We start from the raw sequence: 11,985 nt of genomic DNA, 5'->3' as shown, positions 1-11,985 counted from the left end.
ACTATCGCCCGGAAGGGTGAGAGGTGGCGGAGGGAGCGGACGTCCTGATCGGACCGTCGTGCGGGTGCACCGTGGACGATCCGTCCGTACCGGGTGGACGTCGCGGCGGGACGGTGGCCCGCGAGGTCGCCGGTGCCAGGGCTGGACGTTCGCCGGACCCCGCGATCAGCGCGGAGCGTGGTGTGCCCGCGGCCTCGGGCGGTGCGGGCGATCGCGGCGCGGTCCGCCGGTTCGCCGCGCGCCCGGTGCGGACCCCGCCCCTGTCCGGCGCGTCGTGGCGGGGCCTGGTTCTTGACCGGCTGACCGGGTGTACGCGGCGCCGCGCCGGTAGCTGGACCGAGTGACCACACCGATCGTGGTCTAGCTCTGGCAGGCGGTGGCGGGTTGTAGTGATCACCGTGACAGCGATCGGATTCCCGCGGCGGCCGGTGGACCCCGGCCCCACGCCCGCTCCCGCTCGGGAGAACACCCTCCGGGTGCAGCGGGGAGTCCGAGCCCGGTCCGGGACGCGGCGCGGTGGCGCACCGCCCCTCCCCGGCCCGGGGAAGCCCGCCACCACGGGCTGAGCCGGGCCGCCACGATCTGCCGGCGCGTCCGGCTCCTTCGCACGAACGTTCCCTGACGTCCCAGGTGCACCCTGCCGGATGGAGGAGGCGGTGATCTTGACCCGTCCCGACGAGCCGCACCACACCCGGCTCACGCGCAACCTCAACGAACTTCTCCAAGAACTGCGGGTCGCCCAAGCGGGCGTCCAGATCCTGTTCGCGTTCCTGCTCTCGGTGGCGTTCACCGAGAGGTTCCAGACCGCCGGGGAAGGGATCCACGACCTGCACCTGGTGATCGTGCTGCTGGCCACGCTCGCGGCGGCGCTGCTCATCGCCCCGGTCGCCTGGCACCGGGTGCTGTTCCGCAAGCGGCGCCGGGCCGAGATCATCCGGGCCGCGAACTGGTGCGCGCTGGTCGGGCTGACGCTGCTGGCGGCGGCGATGACCGGCACCGTGCTGCTCATCGTGATGGTGGTGCTCGGCTCGGGCTGGATCACGTTCGCGATCGGCTCCGCAATCGGTTTCGTGTTCCTGCTGCTGTGGTTCGCGATGCCGTTGCGGATCCGGTGGCGGTGAGGCCGCTCGGGGAGCGCCGCTAGGTGAGCTCGCCGGTGGTGGTGATCCGCTCGGCGACCTCGCGGAGCTTGATGTTGCGGTTCTGCGAGAGCGTGCGCAGCAGGTCGAACGCCTGGTCGGCGGGCACCTTGTAGCGCTCCATGGTGATGCCGACGGCTTCGCCGATGAGCTGGCGGGTGCTGATCGCGGTCTGGAGCTGGGCCTCGGTGCGGGCGGTCGCGTAGAGCACCGCCGCGTGCGAGGCCAGCAGCCAGCCGACCACTTCCGAATGTTCGGTGAACACGTCCGCTCGCGTGGAGTACAGGTTCAGCGCACCGAGTTCGCGTTCCTCGGTGTAGAGCAGGAAGCCCAGCATGCTGCCCAGCCCGAGATCCCGGGCGCGCGGACCGAACCGGGGCCACCGCTGGTCGCAGGTACCGATGTCGGAGATCCGGTAAACGGGTTCGCGGTCGACCAGCGCGCTGAAGCAGGGGCCTTCGCCGAGCTCGCTCTGCGACCGGTCGGACTCGCGGACGAGGTCGCTGGTGGCCGCCGGGGTTTCCAGCGACCGGTCCGGGTGCAGCAGCAGGATGCCCGCTTGGTCGCAGCCCTCCACCAGGTCGACCGCGTGCGCGACGATCCGCTCCAAGGTCGCCTGCACCGAGGCCTGCGCGGCGAGGTCGCGGGCCATCTCGGCGAGCGCCACGGAGAACTCCCGCAGTCCCTCCGCCATCCGCAGCACCTCCGGTCCGGCGGGGCCTCCCGTCCGGCGCCCGGCGTGGCGCCACTGTAGCGAACGCGCTGCGGCCCGGATCACCGGTCGCGGTCCAACGCCTCCACCAGCGTCGGGTAGCAGTCCACCAGCGCGTCGATCCCGCTGATGTGCAGCGCGTGGGCCACCTCGTGCCCGGCCACCACCAGCCGCAGGCCGATGCCGCGCTGCTGGCACCGCATGTGCGCCTGGGTGAGCAGTTGCAGGCCGGGGATCCCGAGGAAGCCCACGGCGGTCAGGTCCACCACGACCGAACGCACCGAGGCGGACAGCCGCGGCCACACCGTCTCCTGCAGGCGGTCGATGCTGGCGGCGTCGACCTCGCCGGAGACCGTGATGACCAGTCTGGTCGGGTCGGGGTAGCCGACGGCGACCCGGACCGAGGCATCCGGTCGGGTGGTGATCCAGTCCGGAACGACGCCGGTGAGTTCGTCGATGGGCCGGGACTCTGCGGTCACGATCTGCCCCTTCGCGTCGAAGGCGCCGGGCCGACAGCACGTCGCCTCCCCCTCGCCGGGGGTGGACCGGCCTGCTGCGCTCGGGCGCATTCGTCCGGTATCGGCTGGGTGCTCAACCACCCGCAGCCTACCAACGGCGCGCGGATGCCACCACGAAGTCGCCGACCTCCGGCCCGGCCGGAGGTCGGCGACTCCGCCGATCAGGGCTGGAACAGGACCTTGATCGCGCCGTCGGCCTTGCGCTGGAACATGTCGTAGGCCTGCGGGGCCTCCTCCAACCCGACGCGGTGCGTGGCCAGGTCCTGCACGCCCAGCGGATCGGACTCGTCGGAGGCCAGCGGCAGCACGTCCGGGATCCACTTCTTGACGTGGGCCTGGCCCATGGCCAGCCGCAACCCCTTGTCGAAGAGCGTGAGCATCGGCAGCGGATCGCTCATCCCGCCGTAGACGCCGCTGAGCGAGACCGTGCCGGAGCGGCGCACCGCGTCGACGCACTGCTGGAACACCGCGAGCCGGTCCACCCCTGCCTTGCTCATCAGCGGTTCGGAGATCGACTCCGGCAACGCGCTGGCCAGCTTCTGGGCGAACTCGGCGCCGGGCGAGCCGTGCGCCTCCATCCCGACCGCGTCGATGGCCGAGTCGGCGCCCCGGCCGCCGGTCAGGTCCCGCACGGCCGTCGGCACGTCGTCGGCGTCGCGCGCGTCGATCACCTCGATGCCGTTCCGCCGGGCCATCTCCAGCCGTTCGGGCACCAGGTCGACGCCGATCGCGCGGGCGCCGAGGTGGCGGGCGATCCGGCTGGCCAGCTGCCCGATCGGTCCCAGCCCGAAGACCACCACCGAGCCCTCGGGCGGGATGTCGGCGTAGGCGACGGCCTGCCACGCGGTCGGCAGGACGTCGGAGAGGTAGAGGAACCGCTCGTCGGGCGGTCCCTCCGGGACCTTGACCGGACCGAACTGGGCCTGCGGAACACGCAAGTACTCGGCCTGGCCACCGGGCACGCTGCCGTACAGCCGGGTGTAGCCGAACAGCGCCGCCCCGCTGCCCTGCTCGCGGACCTGGGTGGTCTCGCACTGGGCGAAGTACCCCCGCAGGCACATCCAGCAGTGCCCGCAGGAGATGTTGAACGGGACCACCACGCGGTCGCCCGGCTTGATGTCCTTGACCCCGGAGCCGACCTCCTCGACGTAGCCCATCGGTTCGTGCCCGAGCACGTCGCCCGGGTCCAGGAACGGCGCCAGCACCTCGTAGAGGTGCAGGTCCGAGCCGCAGAGGCCGGAACTGGTGACGCGGATGATCGCATCGGTGTCGGTTTCGAGCTTCGGGTCGGGGACGTCCTCGACGCGGACGTCCCGCGGCCCCTGCCAGGTCACTGCCCTCATTCGGCTCCTCCGGTCGTCAGGCTCGCGAGCGGTGGAAGATCAGTCGGTAGAGCACCAGCAGGATCAGCGACCCGATGACGGCCCAGACGAAGCTCATGACGTTGAAGCCGGAGACGCCCTCCGCGCCGAGCAGGGTGCTGCCCAGCCAGCCGCCGAGCAGGCCGCCGACCACGCCGATCAGCATCGTGACGATGATGCCGCCCGGATCCTTGCCGGGGAGGATGAACTTGGCGATCGCGCCGGCGATCAGGCCGAACACGATCCAGGCGAGGATGCCCATGACGGCTCCCTCCTTCGGTTGCTCGCGCCCGGTGGGTTCCCCGGTGGCACGCCGGTCATGCACCCACCGTGTCCGCGCCGGTGGAGCGGACCGCCGGGCGGGTGGACCGGGTGTGCCGCTTTCGCGAGGCCCACGTCACCTTGACGTCGATACCCCCGGGGGTACATTCGGAGATGAGCGAGGAGGTGGTCGTTGTGGAGATGACGCCGGAGTTCGTCGGCGACGCGCTGACCAGGCTGCGCCGGGCGCGCGGGCAGCTCGACGGCGTGATCGAGGCGATCGAGGAGGGCGGTGACTGCGCCGCGGTCCTCACGCAGCTCGCGGCGGTGTCGCGGGCGCTGGACCGGGCCGGTTTCAAGATCGTGGCGAGCGGGATGCGCTACTGCGCCCGCTCCGGCGAGGACGGCGAGGAACCGAGGATGACCGAGCAGGAGCTGGAGCGCCTGTTCCTCTCTTTGGCGTGACGTGGGACCACTCCCGGGTGTTTACCCCGGGGGTATGTGGAAGGGAGCATTCCGGATGGTGCCGGAGATCGAGGTGGCGGCGCTGGCCGCCGCCCGGGACCGGGGAGCGCGGATCGTCGATGTGCGCTCGGCCGAGGAGTTCGCGCGGGGGCACGTCCCCGGCGCGGAGAACGTGCCGCTGGAGGAGGTGCTCGCCGCACCGGAGCGCTTCGCGGGGGCGGCGCCGCACGTGGTGTGCCAGGCGGGCGGCCGCAGCGCGACCGCGACCGAGGCGATGAACGCGGCGGGGGCCCGCGCGGTGTCGGTGGCCGGTGGCACCGCGGCGTGGGCCGAGGCCGGCTACGAGATCGCCACCGGCGACGCAGCAGGAGGAGGTGCGCGGTGCTGAGCGCGACGGGGGAAACGCGGGTGGAGGTCATCGAGACCTCCTCGCTCGGCGATCGCAGCTACCTGGCCACCGACGGCGAGGTCGCCGTGGTGGTCGACCCGCAGCGCGACGTGGACCGGGTGCTGGCCCTCGCCGGGCGGCTGGGCGTGCGCATCACCCTGGTGCTCGAGACCCACGTCCACAACGACTACGTCTCCGGCGGGCTGGAGCTGGCCCGGTTGACCGGTGCCGACTACGGGGTGGCGGCGGCCGACAAGGTCGCCTTCGAGCGGTTGCCGCTGCACGACGGCGACGAGGTCGCGGTGTCCGACGGGTTGCGGGTGCGGGCGCTGGCCACGCCGGGGCACACCTTCCACCACCTGTCCTACGTGCTCGTCGGCGCGACCGGACCGGTGGGCGTGTTCACCGGCGGCTCGCTGCTGTTCGGCACCACCGGGCGCACCGATCTGCTGGGCGAGCAGCACAGCGAGGACCTGGCCCGCCACCAGCACGCTTCGGCGGCCCGGATCGTTGAGGCGTTGCCCGATGGCGCGCAGATCTGGCCCACGCACGGCTTCGGCAGCTTCTGCTCGGCGTCCCAGGCGTCCGGCGATTCCGCCACCGTGGGCGAACAGAAGGAGATCAACCCGGCGCTGACCCTCGGCGAGGGCGAGTTCGTGGAGCAGACCCTGCGCGGGCTGGACACCTACCCGGCCTACTACGCGCACATGGGCGTGCAGAACACGGCGGGAGCGCCGCCGCTGGACCTGCGGGCCCCGGCCCGCGCGGACGCCGGGGAGCTGGCGCGGCGGCTCGACCACGGCGAGTGGGTCGTGGACCTGCGCTCCCGCACCGCGTTCGCCGTCTCGCACCTCGCGGGCGCGGTGAGCATGGGCCTCGACGGTCCGATGGTCACCTGGCTCGGCTGGATGATCGACTGGGGCGCGCCCCTCACCTTGCTGGGCGAGAGCCGCGAGCAGGTCGCCGAGGCGCAGCGGGAACTCGCCCGGATCGGCATCGACCGGTTCGCCGCCGCCGCGACCGGTGCTCCGGAGGAGCTCGCGGAGCACCCGGAGCGGCTGCGCGCCACCCCGACGGCCGACTTCGGGGACCTGGCCGCCGCGCAGCGCGGGCCGACCGCGCTGCCGCACCCGGACGTGGTGCTGGACGTGCGGACCAACGGCGAGTACCGCGAGTCCCACGTCGAGGGAGCGGTCCACGTGCCGCTCTACGACGTGCCCCGCCGGCTGGCCGAGGTGCCCTCCGGTGTCGTCTGGGTGCACTGCGGCAGCGGCTACCGCGCCGCGGCGGCGGCCTCCGTGCTGGAAGGCGCGGGCCGCGACGTGGTGCTGATCGACGACCTGTTCGGGTCCGCGGCGGAGTCGGGCGTGGCGATGGCGTCCTGAGGCGCCGCAGCGCGGCCCGCCTCGCGGGCGTCCGGTTTCGCGGGGGAGACCACCGGATATTCCCGGTGCGAGGGCCGGGGCTCCCCGGCCCTCGCACCGCCGGGGGTCCGGACCTCGGCCACCCCGCCACCCGTACCGGAGGGAACCAGATGAGCTCCGCAGCCCAGTCCCGCCGCGTGGTCGTCGTGGGCGGCACCGGCAACATCGGTACCAGCGTGCTCGAGGCGCTGTCGGCCGCCCCGGAGGTCGCCGGGATCACCGCGCTGTCCCGCCGCGCGCCCGAGGACCTGCCCGCCAAGGTCACCTGGCACGGCGTCGACCTCTGCGGTGACGACCTGGTCCCGCACTTCGAGGCGGCCGACGCGGTGCTCAACCTGGCGTGGATCTTCCAGCCGACCCGGGACCCGATCGCGACGTGGCGCAACAACGTGCTCGGCGCGCTGCGGGTGTTCGACGCGGTGGCCGCCGCCGGGGTGCCCGCGCTGCTGCACGCCTCGTCGGTCGCGGCGTACTCGCCGGGCCCGGAGCGACCGGTCGACGAGCGGTGGCCCACCCACGGTTGGCCCGGGGCCGCGTACAGCCGGGAGAAGGCCTACCTCGAACGGGTGCTGGACAGCTTCTCCCGGGAGCACCCGGAGATCCGCGTGGTGCGGATGCGCAACGCGTTCTGCTTCAAACCGGAGTCGGCCTCGCAGCAGCGCAGGCTGTTCCTCGGGCCGCTCGTGCCCGAGCAGCTCGTGCGGCCCGAGATGCTGCCGGTGCTGCCCGCGCTGCCGGGGCTGCGGTTCCAGGCGGTGCACAGCGACGACGTCGGGGACGCCTACCGGCGCGCGGTGCTCCAGGAGGTCTCCGGGGCGTTCAACATCGCCGCGGACCCGGTGATCGACAACGAGGTGCTGGGCGAAGTGTTCGGCGCCCAACGGGTGCGCACGCCCCGCGTGCTGGCGCGGACCGCGTTGGCCGCCGCGTGGCAGCTCCGGTTGGTGCCCGCCTCCCCGGAGCTGTTCGACACCTTCATGCGGCTGCCGCTGATGGACACCTCGCGGGCGCGCTCGGAACTGGGCTGGGAACCGGAGCACTCGTCGATCGACGCGGTGCGGGGCTTCCTGGCCGGGCTGCGCGCGACCGAGGGGGCGCCGACCCCGCCGCTGGCGCCGGAGCTGCCCGGCGGCCGGGCCGAGGAACTCGCCACCGGTGTCGGCCGGCGGCAGTGACGGCGGCACGGCGAAGTGCCCGGAGGGCGGCACGGGGAAGGGCCCGGAGGTTCGCCTCCGGGCCCTTCGCCGCTCGGCTCACACCGACAGCGCGTCCACCAGCTCACCGGTGCGCGGATGCGGCAACGACCGTGCCACGTCGGAGATCGCTATCATCCCGACGAGGCGGTCGCCGTCGATCACCGGCAGCCGCTTGACGCCGTGTTCGGACATCGTCGCCATGATCTCGTCGGGCGAATCGTCGGCGCCGATGGTGACCGCCTCGGCCTGGTTCAGGTCCCCGGCGGGGAAGGTCCCGGCGTCCCGGCCCTCCGCCACCACCTTGACCACCAGGTCGCGGTCGGTGATCACACCCTTGATCTTGTTGTCCGGGCCGCAGATGGGCAGGGCGCCGACGCCCTGCTCGGCCATCATCCTGGCCGCGTCCGCAGCCGTCTGGTCGGTGCGGACGCACTGCGGGTCCCTGGTCATGATCTCGCGCGCACTGCCCACGCTCATCTCGATCCCTCCACAGCGACAGGGGTGCACCGGGCGCGGGCCCGGCACCGCGGTCGTGGTCCGCGACCGGGAACGTCCCGGCCGCACGTCTGGCCTACCCGGCGTTCGCCGGTGCCAACCCCGGGCGCGGCGGCCGGTCGGTGCCGCGGTGGGCTCAGAAGTCCATCCCGGCGCGGAAGCGGTCCGCCAGCGCGCGCAGGTGGTCGACGGTGTCGTGGCGTTCCAGCGCGGCGCCGCGCAGCCGGTCCCAGGCGTCGACGAAGAGCTCGAAGTCCTGGTCGTCGTCGATGTAGAGGCCGCCGGCGACGTGCTCGACGAAGATGAAGTCCTTGGTGCCGTCGCCGAAGCGCATGATGGTGAAGTCGTTGGGCACGAACGGCAACCGCACGTCGAACGGCAGCACGTGCACGAAGACGCGCGGGTAGCGCCGTTCGAGCTGGAGCAGGTGCTCGACCTGGTCCAGCGCCACGGCGGGTTGCGCCCCGCCGGGCATCCGGTGGAACGCGCCCTCGCCGAGGATGAACCGGTAGTAGGGCGGCCGGTCGAGGTCGAAGACCTTCCGGCGGTCGAGCCGGTTGCGCACCAGCGGCGTCACGTCGGCGACCCGGTCCTCGGTGAACTGGGTGAGCATGTAGTGCTCGGACTGCAGCGGGCCGGGGATCCGCTCGCCGTGCCAGCTCAGCACCTCGGTCGCCGCGGGTTCCAGATCGGTGAAGGTGCGGAACCACTGCGGGATCGCGGAGCGGTAGCCGGACCACTGGCCGCGTTGGGTGCTGCTCGAACTCGCCAGCTCCAGCATCAGGTCGGACTCGGCCTTGCCTGCGCCGAACAGCTCGAGCAGGCGCTTGAGGTCGGCGGTCTTGACCGAGACGGCGCCCGACTCGATCTTGTTGACCTTGCCCTGACCGCAGCCGAGGAAGTCGGCGACCTCCTGCTGGGTCATCCCCGCCGCCGACCGCGCCCGGCGGATCTCGTTGCCCAGCTGCTTGCGCCGGGAGGTCACCGTGCTCGGCACCGAATCTCCGCTCGTCGCGTCGCCTCCACCGTTTCTCCCAGGGCCACTGTAGAACAGGTGATCGCCGGAGGTGGGTGGGCCGCGCGGCTGATCACAGCGCGATGCGGGCCGGGGAACTCTTTCGGATCAAGATTAATCCGGTAGGGGCGGGGTCGTCACGGACGGTCGAACCGACCGGCTCGTGCGGAATCGAGGAACGCCCGCCAGTCGGCGTTGCCGAAAACCAGCGCCACGTCGCCGGTGGCCCGCTTGGTGTCCCGGACGCCGACGGCATCGTGCCTGGTCAGATTGACCTCGACGCAGTTCCCGCCGTTCGGTCCGCACGCCTGTGCGGTCCGCCAGCCGGTTCCTGGCAGCGGAATCGGCGCGGGGGACTGGTCGTGCTGGCTCATGCCAATACTCCTTTCCGGCGAACGATCTTGGCGCAAGATTAATCTTGAATTAGGCTCGCTGGCAAGCAAGGGAAGAGGGTGAGCACCGCGGGGTCGGGGGGCTCCGGACGTTCTCCGGCGGGGAGTGCGTCGTGTGGCGGAGGGCGCGGATGCCCGGCGGGGGGCCGGGTGTCCGCGCCCTCGGTGGCGCCGCGTGGAGTTCGGCGGGAAGTTCCCCGTGCTCGCCGGTGCGACAGCTCCTTCCGCCCGCCAGCGAGCAGAGAGGTGTGCCGATTGCACCCGTTCCACTGGGTTCCCGCGGACGGGGAACGCCACGCCACCACCGCCGGACGTCCGCTCGGCGGATACTCCGATGGCACGGTGCTGGAGACGCTGTGCGGTCGTGAGCTCCGCGCGGTGAGCGGGGAGCTCGCCTGGCTGTGGTTCACCTGCCCGGACTGCGACCACGAGGCGCACCGCATGGCGGGTGCCCCGCTCCCGCGCCGCCACCGGAGCCGGGTCGTCCCTTCGTCGACCGTCTGAATCCCCGCCCGGCCGGGTCGTGCTCCCGGGGCCCGCGCCCCGTACCCATCGTGCGAACCGCGCCGGGCGGTCCCGAGGTGAGCGCCGCGCCGATCCGGCACCGGATCGGCGCGGCGTCGTGCGGCGGGTGCGCGCTCACTGCCGCCCGTTGAGGGCCTTGACCACCGCCGAGGTGCGGTCGCCCACCTCCAGCTTGGTGAAGATGCTGCGCAGGTGGTTCTTCACGGTGCGCTCCGAAATGCCCAGCGAGGTGGCGATCTGCCGGTTGGACCGGCCGTGCACGAGGTTGTCGAGGACTTCGCCCTCGCGCTTGGTCAGGTGGGTGAGGATCGGCGCGGGCACCGGGTCGTGGACGTGGTTGCGCGCCTGGCAGTCCCGGTCGAGCTGCGCCCGCAGCAGCAGGAGCTGGTTGATCTGTTCGAGTACCTGGTTGAGCGCGACCGAGTGCTCGACGGCTTCCCGCATCATGGTGGTGATCGCGGTGTCGAGGGCCCGGTCGTAGGAGCGGATCGTCACCGGACTCCGCCCGCCCTCGCTGTGCTCGCGTTGCTCGACACTGCTGCCCCCCGGTCGTTCCGTCATCCTCGCCGAGCCGTCTTCAGCGGCCACCTTGTATGTCGTCAGACAACCATCGGCGAGTGACCACGTCCGCCGATTTTCCCCCTAATGCCGTCGATCATGAGCCGAAATGACCACACCTGTGGTCCGGTCGGCGCACGCGAACCGAAAGTAGTAGGCCGAAGTGCTCATGGTCGTTTCCGGCTGACCGGCCGTAGGTTTGCGACCGCAAGCAGCACGAATCTCGGTGAACATGGGGGGTAGCCATCATGCGGGCTCCGTCGCCTGCGGGCCGCGTGTCCGGTTCTTCACCTGACGAGCACCAGAGCACCATCCCCGAACTCGGCGTGGACGCGGCCAAGGCGGCGGAGCTGGTCGGCGCACGGCTGAGCCAGGACGTCTCCCCGGACCGGAACCTGGCGACGTTCCTCACCACCTCCTACGAGCCGGAGGCGGCGCAGCTCTTCGGCGACTACCTCCGGTACAACCTCGTCGACCGCGAGCAGTACCCCGCCATCGAGCTCATGGAACAGCAGTGCATCCGGATGCTGGGCGCGCTCTGGGGCGAGGACCCCGGCCGCGTCGTCGGTTCGGCCACCACCGGGTCGAGCGAAGCGGCGCTGATGGCCGGGGTGTCGCTGCTGCGCCACTGGGAGACCAGCAGGGGCAGCGGCGGTCGGCGGCCCAGCCTGGTCATGGGGGCCAACGCGCACGTGTGCTGGCACAAGTTCTGCCGTTACTGGGGGGTGGAGCCGCGGGTCGCGCCCGCCCTGCCGGGTCGGCTGGGGCTGGACGCGTCGACCGCCCGGGAGCTGTGCGACGAGACCACCATCGGCGTGATCGGCATCCTCGGGTCCACTTTGGATGGGAGCTACGAACCGGTGGCCGCGATCGCCGGCGCGCTCGACGAACTCGAAGCCGAGCGGGGCGTCGACGTACCGCTGCACGTCGATGCGGCCTCGGGCGGGTTCGTGGCGCCGTTCCTCGATCCCGAGCTGGTCTGGGACTTCCGGCTGGCCCGGGTGCGCTCGATCAACGCCTCCGGGCACAAGTACGGGCTGGTGCCGCCGGGACTGGGCTGGGTGCTGTGGCGGGACCACGAGACGCGCAGCGGCAAGCTCACCTTCCGGGTGAACTACCTGGGCAGCCAGCACTCGCACGAGGAGCTGACGTTCTCCCGGTCGGCCGCGCCGGTGGTGCTGCAGTACTACAACTTCGTCCGCTTCGGTTTCCAGGGCTTCCGGTCGGTGCACGCCCGCAGCCGCGCGGTCGCCGTGCACCTGGCCGGGCAGCTCCGCGAGACCGGCCGGTTCGAGCTGCTCGGCGACGGTAGCGAGCTACCCGTGATCGCGCTGGCCGCCCATTCCGACGTCAAGCTCCGCCAGCTCTCGACCTACCTCGCCGACCTGGGTTGGGCCGTACCGGTGTACGAGCTCCCGCCGGACCTGGAGGACGTCGAGGTGCTGCGGATCGTCGTGCGCAACGACATGACCGCGGCCGCGGCCGACGCGTTCGCCGACGCCGTGCGCGACTACCTCTCCACCAGTACGAAGTGAC

Annotated in this window: 15 protein-coding genes; 7 read left to right on the top strand and 8 right to left on the bottom strand. The window is 72.0% G+C overall.

What is annotated here, in order from left to right; genetic code table 11:
* The first annotated feature begins 656 nt into the window (after window positions 1–656).
* Window positions 657–1,121, top strand: coding sequence for a DUF6328 family protein (locus tag ACQP0T_RS16075; RefSeq protein ID WP_433868797.1), 465 nt, complete (start codon window positions 657–659; stop codon window positions 1,119–1,121).
* 19 nt (window positions 1,122–1,140) lie between these two features.
* Here ACQP0T_RS16075 and ACQP0T_RS16070 read toward each other — a convergent pair whose 3' ends face one another.
* From ACQP0T_RS16070 to ACQP0T_RS16055, 4 genes are all read right to left on the bottom strand, one after another.
* Entirely contained in the window at window positions 1,141–1,833 is a 693-nt protein-coding gene (locus ACQP0T_RS16070; RefSeq protein WP_433868796.1) for a GAF and ANTAR domain-containing protein, read from the bottom strand.
* An 80-nt stretch (window positions 1,834–1,913) separates the two neighbouring features.
* A complete protein-coding gene (locus ACQP0T_RS16065) occupies window positions 1,914–2,330 on the bottom strand; it encodes an STAS domain-containing protein (protein WP_433868795.1) in 417 nt (138 codons plus the stop codon).
* Window positions 2,331–2,530: 200 nt separating this feature from the next.
* The gene (locus ACQP0T_RS16060) at window positions 2,531–3,712 is read right to left on the bottom strand and encodes a zinc-dependent alcohol dehydrogenase (RefSeq protein WP_345365480.1); all 1,182 of its coding nucleotides are present in this window, start codon (window positions 3,710–3,712) and stop codon (window positions 2,531–2,533) included.
* A gap of 16 nt (window positions 3,713–3,728) precedes the next feature.
* A complete protein-coding gene (locus tag ACQP0T_RS16055; protein ID WP_345365482.1) occupies window positions 3,729–3,992 on the bottom strand; it encodes a GlsB/YeaQ/YmgE family stress response membrane protein in 264 nt (87 codons plus the stop codon).
* A gap of 194 nt (window positions 3,993–4,186) precedes the next feature.
* Here ACQP0T_RS16055 and ACQP0T_RS16050 point away from each other — a divergent pair, with 194 nt between their 5' ends.
* The 4 genes from ACQP0T_RS16050 to ACQP0T_RS16035 all read left to right on the top strand — a co-directional run bounded on the left by ACQP0T_RS16050 (window position 4,187) and on the right by ACQP0T_RS16035 (window position 7,443).
* A complete protein-coding gene (locus tag ACQP0T_RS16050) occupies window positions 4,187–4,456 on the top strand; it encodes a metal-sensitive transcriptional regulator (protein WP_425570122.1) in 270 nt (89 codons plus the stop codon).
* A gap of 34 nt (window positions 4,457–4,490) precedes the next feature.
* Window positions 4,491–4,844, top strand: coding sequence for a rhodanese-like domain-containing protein (locus tag ACQP0T_RS16045; RefSeq protein ID WP_433868794.1), 354 nt, complete (start codon window positions 4,491–4,493; stop codon window positions 4,842–4,844).
* On the top strand, window positions 4,838–6,229 hold the full coding sequence (locus tag ACQP0T_RS16040; protein ID WP_433868793.1) for a rhodanese-like domain-containing protein: 1,392 nt from the start codon (window positions 4,838–4,840) through the stop codon (window positions 6,227–6,229). The genes ACQP0T_RS16045 and ACQP0T_RS16040 overlap by 7 nt, the downstream gene beginning before the upstream one ends.
* A 149-nt stretch (window positions 6,230–6,378) precedes the next feature.
* Window positions 6,379–7,443 carry an NAD-dependent epimerase/dehydratase family protein gene (locus ACQP0T_RS16035; RefSeq protein ID WP_433868792.1) on the top strand — a complete coding sequence of 355 codons (1,065 nt, stop codon included), beginning with the start codon at window positions 6,379–6,381 and terminating at the stop codon, window positions 7,441–7,443.
* 78 nt (window positions 7,444–7,521) lie between these two features.
* Here ACQP0T_RS16035 and ACQP0T_RS16030 read toward each other — a convergent pair whose 3' ends face one another.
* The 3 genes from ACQP0T_RS16030 to ACQP0T_RS16020 form a co-directional block, all read right to left on the bottom strand.
* The gene (locus tag ACQP0T_RS16030) at window positions 7,522–7,935 is read right to left on the bottom strand and encodes a CBS domain-containing protein (protein WP_433873743.1); all 414 of its coding nucleotides are present in this window, start codon (window positions 7,933–7,935) and stop codon (window positions 7,522–7,524) included.
* Window positions 7,936–8,095: 160 nt separating this feature from the next.
* Entirely contained in the window at window positions 8,096–8,956 is an 861-nt protein-coding gene (locus tag ACQP0T_RS16025; RefSeq protein WP_433868791.1) for a helix-turn-helix domain-containing protein, read from the bottom strand.
* A 155-nt stretch (window positions 8,957–9,111) separates the two neighbouring features.
* Window positions 9,112–9,348, bottom strand: a complete 237-nt coding sequence (locus tag ACQP0T_RS16020; protein ID WP_433868790.1) for a DUF397 domain-containing protein — start codon at window positions 9,346–9,348, stop codon at window positions 9,112–9,114.
* A gap of 264 nt (window positions 9,349–9,612) precedes the next feature.
* Between ACQP0T_RS16020 and ACQP0T_RS16015 the strand changes: the two genes are divergently transcribed.
* On the top strand, window positions 9,613–9,870 hold the full coding sequence (locus ACQP0T_RS16015) for a zinc finger protein (RefSeq protein WP_433868789.1): 258 nt from the start codon (window positions 9,613–9,615) through the stop codon (window positions 9,868–9,870).
* A 135-nt stretch (window positions 9,871–10,005) separates the two neighbouring features.
* Here ACQP0T_RS16015 and ACQP0T_RS16010 read toward each other — a convergent pair whose 3' ends face one another.
* A complete protein-coding gene (locus tag ACQP0T_RS16010; protein ID WP_433868788.1) occupies window positions 10,006–10,386 on the bottom strand; it encodes a helix-turn-helix domain-containing protein in 381 nt (126 codons plus the stop codon).
* A gap of 311 nt (window positions 10,387–10,697) precedes the next feature.
* On the opposite strand from ACQP0T_RS16010, the gene ACQP0T_RS16005 reads away from it, so the two are divergent.
* A complete protein-coding gene (locus tag ACQP0T_RS16005) occupies window positions 10,698–11,984 on the top strand; it encodes a glutamate decarboxylase (protein WP_433868787.1) in 1,287 nt (428 codons plus the stop codon).
* The last annotated feature ends 1 nt before the right edge of the window (window position 11,985 follow it).

Origin of the sequence: Saccharopolyspora sp. CA-218241 (genome assembly GCF_050954615.1) — a bacterium.
GTDB lineage: Bacteria > Actinomycetota > Actinomycetes > Mycobacteriales > Pseudonocardiaceae > Saccharopolyspora > Saccharopolyspora cebuensis.
The sequence above is the reverse complement of the archived record's forward strand: the minus strand, read 5'-3'. Positions and strand labels throughout refer to the sequence as shown.